Source organism: Pseudoalteromonas sp. 1181_04 (assembly GCF_052850545.1).
On record NZ_VXCS01000033.1, the window covers coordinates 26,178 to 43,850 of the forward strand.

At 38.1% G+C, this 17,673-nt stretch carries 15 protein-coding genes and 1 pseudogene; all 16 read left to right on the forward strand.

Features of this window, described 5'->3' with window-relative positions:
• Window position 1: 1 nt before the first annotated feature.
• A complete protein-coding gene (locus FW757_RS20725) occupies window positions 2–907 on the forward strand; it encodes a hypothetical protein (RefSeq protein WP_446441643.1) in 906 nt (301 codons plus the stop codon).
• Window positions 907–2,025, forward strand: coding sequence for a DUF4150 domain-containing protein (locus tag FW757_RS20730; RefSeq protein WP_182759388.1), 1,119 nt, complete (start codon window positions 907–909; stop codon window positions 2,023–2,025). Before FW757_RS20725 ends, FW757_RS20730 begins: the two co-directional genes overlap by 1 nt.
• Window position 2,026: 1 nt before the next feature.
• A complete protein-coding gene (locus tag FW757_RS20735; protein ID WP_182795001.1) occupies window positions 2,027–5,077 on the forward strand; it encodes a hypothetical protein in 3,051 nt (1,016 codons plus the stop codon).
• A complete protein-coding gene (locus FW757_RS20740; protein ID WP_446441644.1) occupies window positions 5,070–6,137 on the forward strand; it encodes a hypothetical protein in 1,068 nt (355 codons plus the stop codon). The genes FW757_RS20735 and FW757_RS20740 overlap by 8 nt, the downstream gene beginning before the upstream one ends.
• A gap of 69 nt (window positions 6,138–6,206) precedes the next feature.
• Complete coding sequence (locus FW757_RS20745) at window positions 6,207–7,250, forward strand: hypothetical protein (protein WP_446441645.1); 1,044 nt, start codon at window positions 6,207–6,209, stop codon at window positions 7,248–7,250.
• A 197-nt stretch (window positions 7,251–7,447) separates the two neighbouring features.
• On the forward strand, window positions 7,448–8,083 hold the full coding sequence (locus tag FW757_RS20750) for a hypothetical protein (protein WP_259399479.1): 636 nt from the start codon (window positions 7,448–7,450) through the stop codon (window positions 8,081–8,083).
• An 8-nt stretch (window positions 8,084–8,091) separates the two neighbouring features.
• Complete coding sequence (locus FW757_RS20755) at window positions 8,092–9,075, forward strand: hypothetical protein (protein WP_446441646.1); 984 nt, start codon at window positions 8,092–8,094, stop codon at window positions 9,073–9,075.
• A 417-nt stretch (window positions 9,076–9,492) separates the two neighbouring features.
• Window positions 9,493–10,689 carry a hypothetical protein gene (locus tag FW757_RS20760; protein WP_446441647.1) on the forward strand — a complete coding sequence of 399 codons (1,197 nt, stop codon included), beginning with the start codon at window positions 9,493–9,495 and terminating at the stop codon, window positions 10,687–10,689.
• Between the two features lie 335 nt (window positions 10,690–11,024).
• Entirely contained in the window at window positions 11,025–11,177 is a 153-nt protein-coding gene (locus FW757_RS20765; RefSeq protein ID WP_182719760.1) for a hypothetical protein, read from the forward strand.
• 4 nt (window positions 11,178–11,181) lie between these two features.
• Window positions 11,182–12,105, forward strand: coding sequence for a hypothetical protein (locus FW757_RS20770; protein ID WP_446441648.1), 924 nt, complete (start codon window positions 11,182–11,184; stop codon window positions 12,103–12,105).
• Between the two features lie 297 nt (window positions 12,106–12,402).
• Entirely contained in the window at window positions 12,403–13,383 is a 981-nt protein-coding gene (locus tag FW757_RS20775; protein ID WP_446441649.1) for a hypothetical protein, read from the forward strand.
• Between the two features lie 207 nt (window positions 13,384–13,590).
• On the forward strand, window positions 13,591–13,743 hold the full coding sequence (locus tag FW757_RS20780; RefSeq protein WP_182740950.1) for a hypothetical protein: 153 nt from the start codon (window positions 13,591–13,593) through the stop codon (window positions 13,741–13,743).
• 4 nt (window positions 13,744–13,747) lie between these two features.
• Entirely contained in the window at window positions 13,748–14,671 is a 924-nt protein-coding gene (locus tag FW757_RS20785) for a hypothetical protein (protein ID WP_446441650.1), read from the forward strand.
• A 333-nt stretch (window positions 14,672–15,004) separates the two neighbouring features.
• On the forward strand, window positions 15,005–15,940 hold the full coding sequence (locus FW757_RS20790; protein ID WP_446441651.1) for a hypothetical protein: 936 nt from the start codon (window positions 15,005–15,007) through the stop codon (window positions 15,938–15,940).
• Window positions 15,941–16,051: 111 nt separating this feature from the next.
• Window positions 16,052–17,035 carry a hypothetical protein gene (locus tag FW757_RS20795; RefSeq protein ID WP_182785434.1) on the forward strand — a complete coding sequence of 328 codons (984 nt, stop codon included), beginning with the start codon at window positions 16,052–16,054 and terminating at the stop codon, window positions 17,033–17,035.
• Window positions 17,036–17,138: 103 nt separating this feature from the next.
• Window positions 17,139–17,673, forward strand: a pseudogene (locus FW757_RS20800) (hypothetical protein); the annotation flags it as partial.

Here is a 17,673-nt window from a genome sequence, read left to right on the forward strand (position 1 = left end):
TATGAAACAACTTACTTTTGACAGTCTTTATCATATTAATGCTGCCGGCTGTACATCAAGCAGCTTGTATACTGCAGTGGCTAATAAAATGCTTTTTTCTAAACCAAGTAAAGCATTAATTCGATGTGATATTAGTTTAGATGCGCCGTATATTTTTGTTGAAATAGACGAACTTGCGCAACTCGATAGAGTCACGCGCTGTTTATTAATGCTCTCGCACCTACTTGAGCAAGTTGATATAGCTACGTTAAGGCAAACAAACCGCATTAGCCAAATTGTATTTTTACTGCCCGTTGATGAAATTAAACAGCCACTGATAAGCGATGAAACACTCGCTGAGCTACTCCAAGAGTGTATTGCAGAACAAATACCCGCCTATTCACAGATGCCAACATGTGACTTAACCACCATAAACAACGACACCTTAGTAATCGCTGTGGATTCATGTAATAGCTATCAATATGTGAGTGAAAAAGCTAAACGCTGCACCGTGCAAGTATTAAACGGCCCACCGGGCGTTATATATGGCGAAGGTGGATATGCACTGTTAATACACCCGCAAGGCAAGCTTACCGCGCAATTATATGACGGCCAAATGACGGCTCAATTAGCGCAGGCCAATTGCACCAGCCAAGACCGTTATTTATTTGCGGGCGAACAATCACTGACTTGGCAAAAAAAATGGTTTGCTTACACACAAAAATTGTACAAAAAAAGCCAGCCGCTCATTGAGTGTGCAGAGTTAGCAACGACGATAGGCCATCAAGGTAATGCAAACTCATTAGCGGCACTTACACTAGCACAAAGCTATTTATGCAACCCGCTTACGCGCTCACTTGAGCAAGTATTTGCTATTTTTAATGCACCTAATGAGCAGCTAGTCAAAATTTCAAGGAGTGAAAAATAATGCCTTATATTAACGCCGCAGCAGGCAAACAAACAGGCAGCGTACAATATGATATTGATGCGCTAAGCGCTGATGTGCGCACCGGTGGCTCAGTAACATGGCGACATAACAACTCAACATTGCTAGGGCTTAACAATAGCGCCCGCAGTAATGGTGCGCTAGGTAAAGCTAACGGTATCGCTATTTTTGAAGATAAAGCCAGTGGTGACGCCGCCTTTTTAGCTGAGATTGCCAGGCCAAAATACCGCGAGAAAACCCTCGGTGAAATGGTAAATATTTTTATACCTGATTATATTATTCCACCGCCACAATGGGATAGCCAAAAAAACGAACCAAGGCTGCCATGGAATGAACCGCAAACTAATATGGATGTAAATAAACCCGTTAGTAACGCGCAAGCATTCTTAGATTTAGTATCAACGCATTTAGGTTGGCAAGCCGGTAACCAAGAGCAGCTTATTAAAGATACAGCTTCACAAGCACCACAAGTACAAGCTGTATCGGGGCAAAATGTGCTGATAAATGGTCGCACCGCTGTACATCAAGATAGTGGCGGTAAACTTATGACGGTGGATGTCTGCTTAACCACAATTGGGACTAGCGTTGTACCAATTCCATACGCAAATAAAGCGCAATCAAGTGACGTTACAGATGTTGCCAGCTCAGTAAAAGTCAATGGCAATGGCGCCGCTAATATAAATAGCACTTTTTCACAAAGCTCAGGTGACTCCCCTGGTGATAAAAAAGGCGTCGCGAGTAAGAAAAACGACGGTGAAGCTGAATTTATCATGGGCTCGTTTAATGTATTAATTGAAGGTAAACCCGCTGTACGCCAAGGTGACCCGATGATCTCTAATTCTAAAAACACCCCACCTGCGCCACTTATGCAATCCGGCGGCCCCGCACCAAGGGGATTGAGTGTGCAAGTGAGGGATAGTTTGAGTGATGCAGAAACAACACATGGAGCGAGTATTTTAGTCAAAGGTGTTGATAGTAACGATGCATCGCTTGGTGCAATAAAAGCGACTCAAGGTGCAAGTGAGCAAAAAGTGCCAATCGCAGATAAGCAAAATATCAGTGGCAAAAACGCGTCAATTAATTTTACAGCAGGTGCTTAATATGGGATTAATTAAATTAGATTCGGAGATAAAGGGTGAATGTGGGAGTTCATATATACCTTTCGGCTATACACAACCTTATACTTTAGATAATCCGCCAAGTGATGACAATAAAGCGCAATTTATTTCGGTAAAACCAACCGTTTTTACCGAGGCGTCCCTTGATAAAAACAAAGCTAAACCTGCGCAATTTCAAGTGTTAGGAGAAGACGAACGACCTGTTAGTAACTTAAACGGCTTTTACTATATATTCGTTAATGGTTATTTATGGCGTGAAATTGCAGCTGTTGACAATGGTTGTTTATCTGAAGTTGATTTGGCAACTGAATTTGGCAAAAACGAGCGTTCATATTCGGGTTTAGTTACCCAAACAATCTTGCTGCCTAAGAAAACAAATGGTTTAAACTGTGAGCCAGGTTCACTTAGTGACCCCACGGTACAAGTTGCTTTTTCCATCGCCCAATGGTCATGGCAGTATATTGTGAGCCTCGGCGGACTGTACAAAGATGATCCAAGACAAAAAAGTGCTAACGCCACTTCACCTACACATGTTGAAGACCAGGGATTAGCTGATTCATTACGAAACGCTCGCTGTCAACAAATTGATTTAGCAGTAGCAGAGCGTGAAGGGCAAATTACAATACATGACCCAGGTGGCATAGCGCTTTCTCTGTTAAATAAGTGCCAAGTGATTTTTTTACAGCTACAGCTTGAGAATAAAAAGCTAACAGATAAGAAACATTATGATTCAGGTGTGTTGGCTTATCAAGCGATGCTAAATGATGATTTGCATGAAAAAGTGATGCGCGATCATTATATATTCCCACATCGAACTTCGATGACTCCTATAAAAACCAAAAAAGAGGGATATGCAGACTTAAGTTCTGGTGCAAAGTTTTTACGTAGTGGAGCAAAGCATCTAGACAAAGAATATCTAGAGCAATACTTGTCAAATGACAAATTAGAGAAATATTTAAAGGAGTTACCAATAGCACAAAAAGAGTTTGTTGATTTTTTACAAGACTTAAATAACGACTCACCTTTAACGTCTAAGCAAAGTGATTATATTGGTTTAGCTCCAGTAATGAATGATTGGGTAGCCCTTGAAAATGTAGATTATTTATTTGGCTTTAATTTTATTACTAATGTATTAAATATACTGAGTATCGACGATGTTTCAACTGGTGTATTCAGGCCTTGGAAAGAAAAGTTACCTGCTGAAAACGAGCGTAAAAAGAATATAAATAAAGCCACAAGTGCAATAGAAAGCTTTTTAAAAGCAACGTTTGAGCAAGGCAATTGGTTATCTGACTGCTTTATGATCCCAGAAGGTCACTTCGATATAAATCAGCCGGGGAGTGTTGTATTAAACACCTTGCCGGAAGAAAAAAATAACGGCGAAGCTAAATTTAGATTTGAAGAGTTTAAGCGCATTCATAAAAAGTTGATAGAAGAAAAACAAGAGCAAGACAGCTTATTAGCTAATAAAGGTTTAAAAGAGTTTTTTGGTAAAGCTAAAGATGCGGTGGGCTATTTAACTGCCGCATGGGGGCGAGTTGCGAGTCAATATCAAAACGGCGTTTTAAAACCGCACACTGTAAAAATTAGAAACTTGATGGTCTCTTATAATAAAGCGCTTGGAATTAGTGACTTTGCAGATATACATGTTAAACAAGCTGGTGCTGTATTAGGTGATAACCCATCAGTAATTGGCATTACGAACTATAAGCGTACGCAAAAAAACAGGCAGCAAAGGCGTGCAATGCTACGTGAAAGCGTGAAAAATCCGCCACCAAATGCAGTAACTATTTACGATAGTAAAGAAAATGTAATCGCAGCTGAAGACCCTAAAGCATTTGGCAGCAACAAAGGTTATTTTAACCCTAAAAACTGGACTGACTATAATGACTTAATCGGTAGGTATGATTCGATCGAGGGTGAGTTAGTAGTAGTACCTAAAGCCAACAGGTATGCGCTCTATTATGATAACCCAGACTTTAAACTAGGAGCTGTGGATACTGTTAAGCTCAAAGGCACGAAAATTTTAGAGCACAACTTACCAATGGTGATGTTAGCATTTGAAATGTTTAATGCTAATGAAATGATTAAAAAATTTAAGGCAGGAGACAAGGTAGATGCTAAGTTTCTAGCCGATTCATTGAATGTTATTTTCAGTCTAGCTACTCTTTCAGTTGAAGCTGCTTCATTTAAGATTCCAAGATTGTCTAGTTTCTTAAAGACAGAAATCGATCTAATTATTAAATCAGTACAAGTTACAAAAATAATAGGCTCTGTTGGTCTAATCTTAACATTGGCTATTACGGTTTTGGATGTATACAAATCTTCGCAGAAAAATGATATGGATGCAGCATTTTTTCATGCATTAAGTGGAGCTGTCGCTGTAGCTGGTTTTATATATCTTGGTGCTGCTTTATTTACTACACCTTTAGGGTGGGCAATAATCGCAGTCGGTTTGATCATTGCAATTATTGCTATATTAGTCACCGATAATGAATTAGAAACTTGGACTAAAAATGGCCCATTTGCAAAAGACGCAGATGACCGTTGTAGCGGTAGTTATAAAAAATGGCTTGATCAACCAAAAGAGTGTTACGCCGCATTAGTAGGTACACTGATGAACCCAAGTGTCACATTAGGTCTAAAAAAACTCACCGGTACCCATTGCCAATTAACTATTGATATAGACACACCAAATTTTGCTTTAGGGCAATCAGAGGTTTTCGTTCAAGTTTACCAGATAGAAGATGAGGGAGTTTTACACTTTGAGCAGGAATTCCGTCACGATCATAAAAATTGGCAAATAATCCAAAAAGAGAATACTGAATCCGGTGCCATCACTGGGTTCAAATATACCATACCGATATTATCAATGTGGCCAAAACACTTTGAAGTCGATTGGCAAGTAAAAGTACAATATCGCTTAGATAAACATGTGACCCTGCCTTATGTGGACATTGATGAGCGAAATGAATGGGACGACGGCGAAGTGCCCGATAAGGCATGGATAATAAAGGAAATAGAATATGCTTGAGCAGTATGATTTAGCAGCTTATAAAGGTACGCAAAATGAAAGGTTTAGAAATGAAATAGCTAAAGATGAACGTGACTCTATGTATTGCCGTTATCAGAGTAAGCAAGCAATATACCCAAGAGGGAAAGTGTATGGGCATTGTTATGACAGTAGTCAAAAAAACTTTTATAAAAACAACCTAAATGGTAGGTATGAAAAGTATCGTTCTATTTTTTGTGCAAAGACAAGTAACTTAACATTAGCTCTATCAACGAATCCATCCAATATAATTGACTTGATAATATTTTCATGGGTCTTATTACATTTTATAGCCTTGTTATCAGCTTTTCTTATTCCTCTATTTGCATTGTTACTAGGTTCGGTTAGTTTGGCTGGAGATATTGTTACTATGTTATTTTGTTATTTAGTAGTTTCAAAATCATTAAATTTCATTATTTGGCCATTTATAAGAAAAAAGTACAATCTGGCTGTTATATTTAATCGGGTAACAGGAAAAATGGCAATTCCTACAAGTGACGCAAAGAGCTTAGACGAATTACCATTTGAAGAATTCAATGCGCATTACAAAGTGGCCCATAATCCTAATAGTGGCTTCCCAAATAGAGGTTTTACGCTTTTACATTTTAAAAAAAGTATGAGATATGAAAAAACGTATGCTAATCAGGTTGCTCCTTCATTAATCCATTGGGAATTACTACAAAACTTTATGGATGTTACTCAACCATTAGCCGATATTCCGCAATTTGAATATTACCGTGAGTTTGATAAAACCACCGCTGAATTTGATAGAGCCAATGGCCGCCCTAAGTATTTTTGGTATCGCGTTGACAAATCATTTTTAAAAGAAATGTCTAAAGCCGATGATGAGCTTTTAAAAGGATTTAATGATGAAGAACAGCTCAATAACTTATTGACGGGTAAACCTATCAGAAAGCTAACACCGCCGGATATATTTAAGTTCCCATGGAAATATGCGGATAATATAAAAGCTGAAAGCGAGATTAAATTTGGCAAAACGTTGTGGCAAAAATTCACTTCATTTTTAATGATTGATTTGTAGTTAAACAAAGAAATAAATAGGATTTAGCTCAAGCAGTAAATAGCTGCTTGAGTGGGCAAAAGGATATTCATGTCAATTTCATATAAATTTGCAAAACTAAATGCAAGAGCAATAGAGAACTCTCAGAACTTTAAACACTATATTTCCTCAAAAAAGTATGAATATAGTTCACCTAAAGGGTTAATGATTGTCCGATTTTTATTAGAAAAAGAGGATAATAAAAAAGTACAGCCTCAAAGCTTGGATAATGAAGGCCGCTACTTGGGTTTTCATAATGCAGCAGATTGGACGTTAGGGTTAGTATTGGGACCTATTCTTTTGGGAGTAACAGGTTCAATTGTCTCAGTTATATTTTTTGGGGTATGGTTTTATTCACAATTTACATCAACACCAGAAGACTTTCCATTTTGGTTTGTATTACCTGCAATCGGTTTTAATCTTTTTTTCTTAAACTTCAGCCCTATATTAGCGCGTTATATTCTACCTAAACGTGAAGTATATTTTGACCGTCAAAACCAAACAGTGAACTTTACGTGGTCGGTTGATAATGCCGAAAAAAATGAGCACGGCCATTCGACATTTCCGTTTGAGGATATAGAAGCGTTTTATTCTAAAGCCAACCACTCACAGGGCCATGGTGTAACCCATGCAATGTATATTGCCCATAAAGATTACGAAAACCACCATGGTGCATTTAGTGAAATACGCGTAAAAGACAACCCACAAAACCCAAACTACTGCAAATACACATGGGAGCGCGTTGTGCGCTTTATGGATTTAACCAAACCGCTCGTTGATTCACCCGAAATAGAGCCATTTCGTCACCTTGACCCGATAACACACGACTTTGATAAGCAAAATAACCGCCCTGAAAAGTACTGGCGTTTAATGAGCTACAAGCAGATGAAGCAAATAGAAGAAGAACTTGATGATGATATTTACCGCTTTAATTTTGACGGCGCCATCACCAATCCTAAACGCTGGGCAAATAAAGAAATCACCAAACCATGGGAAAAGTGGCCAATAGATGAAAGCCTAAACCAACCAGACAACACCCCATACTGGAAACGCCTGATGAAAACCCTTGCAATGCAAATTATTGCGGGTGTTTAAAAGTTATTGCTCTTTAACAATCAGAAAAGGAATTCAAACCTAGGCAGCATAAATGCTGTCTAGGTTTATTGGCACGTTGCTGGCTAACATGGCGACATAATAAACGGTGAAGAAAACAGCCATTTAAATTTGCGTAGGCGCGGCTTTACGCCGCGCAAATTGAACAATAAAAACGACATTCAGTTTGAATAGTTAAGATGGGTGTCATCTTAATTTGCTCTATACTATTCGCAAGTCTTGGACCATGGGGGTGGGCATTATTATTAGGCTCTATCGTATTTGGTTTACTTGCTGTGTGGTTAACCGATAGCAAGCTAGAAATATGGGCAAAGTTTGGCCCGTTTGCCAAAAATAAGCGAGGCGTATTTGCTGGAGAAGACGAAGCCATTTACAATACTTTCTCAGATCCAAACCAATATTTTAAATATATCCAAAGCGTATTATTCTCGCCTAAGGTGACTGTTAATACTCCTACTTTTTTTGATAGTCGCAATTACCATACAGTAAAAGTTGAATTACCAATGTTCATAGTCGGGAAATCCGAGTTGCTTTTAGATGTAAAATACTCATGGCGGCATCCAACAACGTTAAATGTTTATAGAAATTCAAGCTGGGTTGAAGGCACTAAAGAGTATTTATCTGAATTTGATGAAAATAGCCTTAGCTTAAATGCAGCCACCTATGAGTTTGAAATTGAATCACCGAACATTAGTGTGTTTGATGTTGAAATAACATCAACACTTATTTACAACGAAAGTCTAACTTTACCGATAGATTTTGATGCGTTTGAAAAGCCAATTGAAAATGCCTCACTTGAATTAGCAATTGCATAAGGAAAGTAATGCAAAATAATGACTACCTAGCCGTTGATATCATGCCTAAAAAAACGCGATTTAATTGTTTTTTTTACCCTGAGAGATTAAATAGCCTTAAGAGTAAATTCAAAGGTTTATGCTATTTATATGGTTTACCTGCAAGAAAGCAAAAAGCAATTCAAAAACACCCAGAGCGATATAAAATAGAAATGTGCGGGAATAGTGCTGCTAGAGCTTTGCTTTTTGGTCCTATGGCTATTGGTGGTGTTCTGAGCTTTATATTCTTTTTATCTTGTATTGTGATGACATATTCGGATGAACCTTACCATTGGTGGGTGCCCGCACTTACTTTTTCTTGGAACCTGTTTTTTCTTAATTTATTACCAATAACAGAGAGTTACCTCCCTAAAAAGCAAATATATTTTGACAGAAAAAAACAGTTAGTCGGCTTTACCTATAAGATACCTGGTTGTGAAGAGCGTGATGAGCTGGGTAATTGTTGTTTTAAATGGGCTGATATTGTATGCCACCTTGATATAGTGGCAACACGCCCGGGTGTAATGGGGTTTGTGCCTTTTATTAGTCATATTGATGAGGATAAATACCCTGAGACTAAAATAGCTGTTCAAGTGCCTGATAACTCAAATAACCCGATGAACTGCTATTTATATTGGGAACGAGTAGTGCGGTTTATGGATAACAACCAACCACTGCCTGATGTGCCTGAGTATGAAAACTGCCGCCACCTTGATGAACTCACCGCTGAATTTGATAAGCAAAATGACAGACCCAATAATTTTTGGAGCGATTTTTCGCTTGCTCAACAAGTCGAAATTTGGCAGAAATTTAATAAAGAGGCTGCGCATTTTAATTGGCTCAGAGCGACACCGAACGAAGAAATAACCAAACCTTGGCTGCATTTTAAAGGTGAGCCTGAGCGTATCGAAAAACTAACATGGAAATACAAAGCAAAGCGCTTAGCACTGCAGTTGTTTATGGGAATACCTTAAAAGATGATTTTATGTATAGCATGCAACTAGGATTCTGATAAAAATTAAAAATGGAATTCAAGCCTAGGGGTTATGCACCCATCTAGGTTTATTGGCACACTGACGACTAAGGAAGTAAAAAGGAAATTAAGAAGAGAGCCACTTTAAATACGCGCATCTTAGTCATAAGGTAGAAAAAAATCAAACCATGCACGAGGTAAACTGCCGCCTACAGGCGATGTAATATAGCTGTTTAAATTTGCGTAGGCGGGGCTTTACGCCGCGCAAATTGAAGAATAAAAACGATATTCACTCTGAATAGTTAAGATGGGTGTCATCTTAATTTCGTTGGCCAAGTAATCAGCCAAGCCATTGTTAAGTTATAAAAAGCTAAGTTATAAAAAATTTACAAGAAGTACAGCAAATAAAGGAGTAACAATGAGTAGTGATGATAAAAGCTCAGAGAAATCAAGCGAACTTGATGACTTACTTGATAACCTTATTAGTGATGAGGATCTTGAGCGCTATTTTGCTGAACAAAAAGACGGTTTAACTCACGAAGAACGAGAAAAAATAAAAAGAGAAAACCGTGTTAACGCGATTAACCAGTGGTGCGCTGAAAACCCAAATCGAGACCCTACCAGATCAAAAGACAAAACCATCAAACAACTGGCGTTAGATGAAGAAGCAGTGGTGCGATTAGAAGAGTTTAGAAAAAATAACCCCGAAAAAGCTGCAGAAAATAAAAGGAGAGCCGAAAACAGAAGCAAATACTTTGATGATAGACAAACCTACAGAGAGCAACTGTCTAGAGATTATTTGCATAAAGACAGTTATGAGACGCGACTAAGAAAAGCCGAAGCACTCAATGGCTGCGGGTTTAAAACCCGCACATTTAAAAGTAAGCGTTTCACTGATGAATATACAGCAAAGCTTTCATCCCCAGATAGTGGCTCAACGCTTGAGGGGCACTGGGTTCGCGGAGATGGGCAACAACTTGCTATTTCATGGTTTGGAGGATGGTCAAACTTATTTACTATTCTTGGCTTTGGTTGTACGAGCCTGGCTTTATTGACTTTCTTATTTCATATTTTTGCGATTTTTATGAACGGGTTTGAATATTTCTGGGTGATGGCTTCAATCTATGTGACGCTCTTTGGTTTGGGTTTTTTCACTTTAAAACACCGCGCCATATTATCGCACCGAGATAATTTTTATTTTAATCGCCATACAGGGCTTGTAAAAACCCCTCATACTTTGTTTAGAAAACCGTTTTATTTACCTTACGAAGACATTGTTTGTTTTGGTGCAAATGAGCGCAATGTAGGCTCAGCCCGTGGTGGTTCACGCGTGTTTGTGTCTCTCATGGTGCCATTAAAGTACCCTAAGCATTATAGACTCACTAAACCGACATTTTACGTAGGTGGTTTTAATCGTCAGTGGGATTCGCTGCAATATGCAACAGCCATGACCTTTATGGATACATCAATCCCGCTTGGTACACACTTATATCAATCAATAGAGCACTACTTCAAAATAGATAAAGATATAACAGAAAAACACGGATTTCCTGAGGAGTTAAAACCCTATTTAGACCCAGCAGATTGCCAAGTTAACCGTCAGGAAGTGTGGTAATTAAAAGCTAAATCGCTCTTTAAAAATTTAAAAAATTGAACCTAAAGTGATGCATTTAATTGCTTTAGGTTTAGTTTGCAGCTTCTGTTAGTAGTGGCGTTGTTATTTTTCCTGATGGAAAATTAAGAAGACAGCCACCTTAAAATACGCGTACTTTAGAAATGGAATAACAATGACACCATCTTAATTTTTTAGTGACTGATTTATCAAGTGGGCAAGGTGTACGACTTGATTTAAATCAGTATAACTGCGCCGCCATATTTAAAGCGCTCAACACAACCAGAGTTACATTTAGACTGCGAGTGAAAACGTATCCTAAGGGCAAAGGGGCGTCAGTGAGCACTGCCTTTGAGGATAATAAATTTATATTACCAGTATCAAAACGCGATGAGTACGGCGAGCTTGAAAAACCAAATAAATGGCTTACAACCGAAGTGAATTTATCACTATGGAATTATGCGCTAAAAAAAGAATTAGGATTTGAGTAACATTATGATAAACACCGAACAAATATCAGAATTACGCGCTCCGAAAAAACCAACTGACATGGGAAAATACTACCGAAAAGTGGAAATCAATTATGACAACCTGTTAGGAGAAAAAGATGAGGTTGGCGCTGATGGCCGTTATTACGGGTTATTATTAATGGGAAGTATGACGGATACGGATGATAGTTCTTATTCTTGGCAAGCATTAACCTTCTTTGCGATTGGAGCTATAATGCAAGTACTTGGGTTATTTAAAGCTAAAAGTTTACAACACCTATTAGACTCATTTCTTTTTGACCCTTTGTTTATCCTGGGGCAAGTTTTATTATTAATAATTGCTTTTATTTACCACCGTAAAGCAAAAATCCCCAGAGCCACCTCCGTTGTTTTTGACCGAAAAACCGGCAATGTAAATTTCCCTGCGTTTGGTGGCAACCCAGAACTTGTGATCCCATTTGAAGAAGTTGAGATGTATCGAGGCTCGTTAGGCTTTAGTTTGGGAAGAGGCATGCCTGTTACAAGTTTAATCCCTAAAAAATACCCTAAACATGGTAAAAGGGATTGCCAATACATAGTCGCGTTTGCTGATAGTTACGATCAAGCCTGTAATTTATGGACGTTATTAAATGAATATATGGATAAAAATAAACCTATCCCTTACGCAATGTTACCTTCAGTTCAATATTATTTAGATAAAGGGTGCAGCACAGTTTGGAAGGGCGATAAAATTGGCCCCTATATGGATAATTACCCCCTCGATCCCGAGATAAAAAATAACTATAAATATGTATTTCATACGGATATTGATGACGAAAAAGAATACCCGAGGGATGAAGTTAATTATGTTATTGCCCCCTTTAGTGATGACCCAGTATTGCTAGAGAAAAACATAAAACGCGCGTACGAGCTCAATATTTTACTTTTGTGATTAAAGTTATTTAAAAATAGATTTACAGGCCACAGGCCAAATGCTCTTTAACAATCAGAAAAGGAATTCAAACCTAGGTGGCACAAGTGCCGCCTAGGTGACTCTGTTACATGACGACATAATAAACAGTCATTTAAATTTGCGTAGGCGCGGCTTTACGCCGCGCAAATTGAACAATAAAAACGACACTCACTCTGAATAATTAAGATAGGTGTCATCTTAAACTTCCGATTTTGATGCGTTTGAAAAGCCAATTGAAAATGCCTCACCTGATTTAGCAATTGCATAAGGAACCTGATGCAAAACAATAATTACTTTGGTGTTGGAATAATGCCAAAGAAAACGAAGTTTAATCGTTTTTTTGAATATCGTAGTATAAAAAATATATATCACGAATTTAAAGGCCTGTGCTTTTTATATGATTGGCTTGATACGAACAAGTTATATGAAAATCAGCGCGAAAAATACAAACTTGTCCCTTGTGGCAATAATCCTATAAAAGCCATATTATTTGGACCAATGGCTATCGGGGCTGTATTAAGCTTATTGTTACTAATAGCCTGTGTTGTCGCAACGTATTCTGAAGAGCCATTTCCTTGGTGGCTGGTAGTCCTTACCTTTTGCTGGAACTTATTCTTCTTAAATTTACTACCAATAACTGCTAGGTATATACCTGATAAGATGATGTATCTTGACAGGCAAAACCAAACGGTCGGGTTTACTTTTGATATACCAGGTTGTGAACAACGAGATGACTTAGGTAACTGTTGCTTTAAATGGGAAGAGATTGTTTGCAGGCTAACCTCGAAAATGGGCGCGCCGGGTGTAATGAATTACTTTCCAGAAATTAGTCATATAGACCAAGAAAAGTACCCTAAAACAATAGTAACCGGTTCAGTTGTAGAGCTTTCAGCTAACCCTGTCCATTGTTATTTATTATGGGAGTGTTATGTGCGCTTTATGGATTTAAGTAAGCCATTGCCCGATGTGCCGGTATATGAACAACACCGACATTTAGATCCAATTACAGCAGAGTTTGATAAAAATAATAATCGTCCTTCAGACTTTTGGGTAGACTTCTCAATTGAACAGCAAATTGAAATTAGGGACGAAATTTTAGAAGATGCTTTTCCATTTGATTGGCTAAAAGGTAAAGCCAATGACGAAATAACGAAACCTTGGCAGCATTGGAAAGCAGAGCCTGAGCGCATAGAGCAATTAACGTGGAAATATAAAGTAAAGCGTTTACTAGTTCAACTTTTTATCGGCTTTCCGTGAAACGGCTTAAGTTTCAGAGTCCATGATACGTTAAGGAATAACAATGACACCCATCTTAATTTTTTAGTGACTGATTTATCAAGTGGGCAAGGTGTACGGCTCGATGTAAATCAGTATAACTGCGCCGCCATATTTAAAGCGCTCAACACAACCAGAATCACGTTTAGACTACGTGTTAAAACGTATCCGAAAGGTAAAGGTGCGTCAGTGAGCACAGCCTTTGAAGATAATAAGTTTATATTACCAGTATCAAAACGCGATGAGTACGGCGAGCTTGAAATACCAAATAAATGGCTCACAACCGAAGTGAATTTATCACTATGGAATTATGCGCTAAAAGAAGAATTAGGACTTGAGTAACAATATGATAAACACCGAGCAAGTATCTGAATTACGCCCCCCTAAAAAACCAACTGACATGGGAAAGCACTACCGAAAAGTGGAAGTCAATTATGACAACTTGTTAGGAGTAAACGATATATATTCAACTGATGGTCGTTATTACGGCGTATTATTAATATCAAGTATGAGGGATATCTTCCAAACTGCTACCGTTTTTACGGCATTAGTTTTTTTTGGTGTTTCAATTTTTATGCAAATTACGACTTTATTTAAAGCTGCCAGTATGGAGCAGTTTTTAGGTGCACATTTTTTACACCCTTTGTTTATCCTAGGGCAAGTCTTGTTATTAATTATTGCTTTTATTTATCACCGTAAAGCGAGGATCCCTCGAGGTAAATTAGTCGTGTTTGATCGAAAAACCGGCAATGTAAATTTCCCTGCGTTTGGTGGCAACCCAGAACTAGTTATACCATTTGAAGAAGTTGAGATGTATCGAGGCTCGTTAGGCTTTAGTTTGGGAAGAGGCATGCCTGTTACAAGTTTAATCCCTAAAAAATACCCTAAGCATGGTAAAAGGGATTGCCAATACATAGTCGCGTTTGCTGATAGCTACGATGGGGCTTGTCAATCGTGGACATTATTAACGGAGTTTATGGATAAAAATAAACCAATCCCTTTTGGGCTACTGCAGTCTGTTCAGGATTACCTCGACAAAGGATATAGCACAGTTTGGAAGGGCGATAAAATTGGCCCCTATATGGAAAATTACCCCCTCGATCCCGACATAAAAAATAACTATAAATATGTTTTTCATACTGATATTGATGGCGAAAAAGAATACCCGAGGGATGAGGTTAATTATGTTATTGCTCCCTTTAGTGATGACCCCGTATTGCTAGAGGAAAACATAAAGCGTGCGTACGAGCTCAATATTTTACTTTTGTGATTAAAGTTATTTAAAAATAGATTTACAGGCCAAACGCTCTTTAACAATCAGAAAAGGAATTCAAACCTAGGCGGTGTAAGTGCTGCCTAGGTTTATTGGCACGTTGCTGGCTAACATGGCGACATAATAAACGGTGAAGAAAACAGCCATTTAAATTTGCGTAGGCGCGGCTTTACGCCGCGCAAATTGAAAAATAAACCAACATTCAGCCTGAATAATTAAGATCGGTGTCATCTTAAATTTCTCGTGGCGAACTTGAAAAACCAAATAAATGGCTCACAACTGAAGTGAATTTATCACTATGGAATTATGCGCTAAAAAAGGAATTAGGATTTGAGTAACATTATGATAAACACCGAACAAGTATCAGCATTACGCCCTCCTAAAAAACCAACTGACATGGGGAAGTATTACCGAAAAGTGGAAGTCGATTATGACAACTTGCTAGGAGTAAACGATATATATTCAACTGATGGTCGTTATTACGGCATATTATTAATATCAAGCATGAGGGGTATCTTCCAAAAAGCGACTGTAGCATTGATGTTAACATTTTTTGGAATCTTGACAATAATGCAAGTACTTGGGTTATTTAAAGCGAAAAGTTTACAACACCTATTAGACTCATTGCTTTTTGACCCTTTGTTTATCCTGGGGCAAGTTTTATTATTAATCATTGCTTTTATTTACCACCGTAAAGCGAGAGTACCGCGAGGTAAATTAGTCGTGTTTGACCGAAAAACCGGCAATGTAAATTTCCCTGCGTTTGGTGGCAACCCAGAACTTGTGATCCCATTTGAAGAAGTTGAGATGTATCGAGGCTCGTTAGGCTTTAGCTTGGGAAGAGGCATGCCTGTTACAAGTTTAATCCCAAAAAAATACCCTAAGCATGGTAAAAGGGATTGCCAATACATAGTCGCGTTTGCTGATAGTTACGATGGGGCTTGTCAATCGTGGACATTATTAACAGAATTTATGGATAAAAATAAACCAATCCCTTTTGGGTTGTTACAGTCTGTTCAACACCATTTAAATAAGGGAAATAGTGTTACATGGAGAGGTGATAAAATTGGTCCCTATATGGATAAGTATCCGCTCGATCCTGTCATAAAAAATAACTATAAGTATGTTTATCACGAAAATCGTGATGCAACAGAAGAATACCCGAGGGATGAAGTTAATTATGTTATTGCCCCCTTTAGTGATGACCCAGTATTGTTAGAGAAAAACATAAAACGTGCGTACGAGCTCAATATTTTACTTTTGTGATTAAAGTTATTTAAAAATAGATTTACAGGCCAAACGCTCTTTAACAATCAGAAAAGGAATTCAAACCTAGGTGGTATATGCTGCCTAGGTTTATTAAAGCAAAGGAACCTGATGCAAAAGAATAATTACTTTGGTGTTGGAATCATGCAAAAGAAAACGAAGTTTAATCGTTTTTTTGAAGCGCACCGAATAATAAATGAAGGAAGCGAATTTAGAGGATTATGTTTTTTCCGACGTTGGCTAAATCAAGATAGGCGCATTTACGCGAATAAAAAAGAGCAATATAAAATAGCGCCTTGTGGCAATAACCCTATAAAAGCCATATTATTTGGTCCAATGGCCATTGGTGCTGTATTGAGTTTACTATTACTAATTGCCTGTGTTGTCGCAACGTATTCTGAAGAGCCATTTCCTTGGTGGCTGGTAGTCCTTACCTTTTGCTGGAACTTATTCTTCTTAAATTTACTACCAATAACGGCTAGGTATATACCTGATAAGATGATGTACCTTGACAGGCAAAACCAAACGGTCGGGTTTACTTTTGATATACCAGGTTGTGAACAACGAGATGACTTAGGTAACTGTTGCTTTAAATGGGAAGAGATTGTTTGCAGGTTAACCTCGAAAATGGGCGCGCCGGGTGTAATGAATTACTTTCCAGAAATTAGCCACATAGACCAAGAGAAGTACCCTAAAACAATAGTAACTGGTTCAGTTGTAGAGCTTTCAGCTAACCCTGTCCATTGTTATTTATTATGGGAGTGTTATGTGCGCTTTATGGATTTAAGTCAGCCATTGCCCGATGTGCCGGTATATGAACGACACCGCCATTTAGACCCCATTACAGCTGAATTTGATAAGAGGAATAATCGGCCTGATGAGTTTTGGTCCTCATTTTCGTTTTCGCAGCAATTAGAAATTGAAGAGGAAATTCTGAGTGAAGCATTTCCTTTCGATTGGCTTAAAGGTAGAGAGCAGGAAGAAATAATCAAACCTTGGCAGCATTGGAAAGCAGAGCCTGAGCGCATAGAACAATTAACGTGGAAATATAAAGCTAAGCACCTTGCGCTTCAGCTTTTTATCGGCTTTCCGTGAAACGGCTTAAGTTTCAGAGTCCATGATACGTTAACAATCAGAAAAGGAATTCAAACTGAGGCACTTTAAAGTGCCAAGGTTGATTAAACAATAAGGATATTAAATGCAAAATAATGACTACCTAGCCGTTGATATCATGAGTAAAAAAACGCGATTTAATCGCTTTTTTTACCCTGAGAGATTAAATAGCCTCAAGGATAAATTCAAAGGCTTATGCTATTTATATAATTTACCTGCAAGAAAGCAAAAAGAAATACAAAAACATCCTGAACGATATAAAGTAGAAATGTGCGGAAATAGCCCAATTAGAGTTATATTGTTTGGCCCAATCATAATCGGCTTTGTTTTAAGTTTGTTACTATTACTATCTTGTATTGTGATGACATATTCGGATGAACCTTATCATTGGTGGGTGCCCGCACTTACTTTTTCTTGGAACCTGTTTTTTCTTAACTTATTACCACTAACAGAGAGTTACCTCCCTAAAAAGCAAATATATTTTGACAGAAAAAAACAGTTAGTTGGCTTTACCTATAAGATACCTGGTTGTGAAGAGCGTGATGAGCTGGGTAATTGTTGTTTTAAAAGGGCTGATATTGTGTGCCACCTTGATATTGTGGCAACACGCCCGGGTGTAA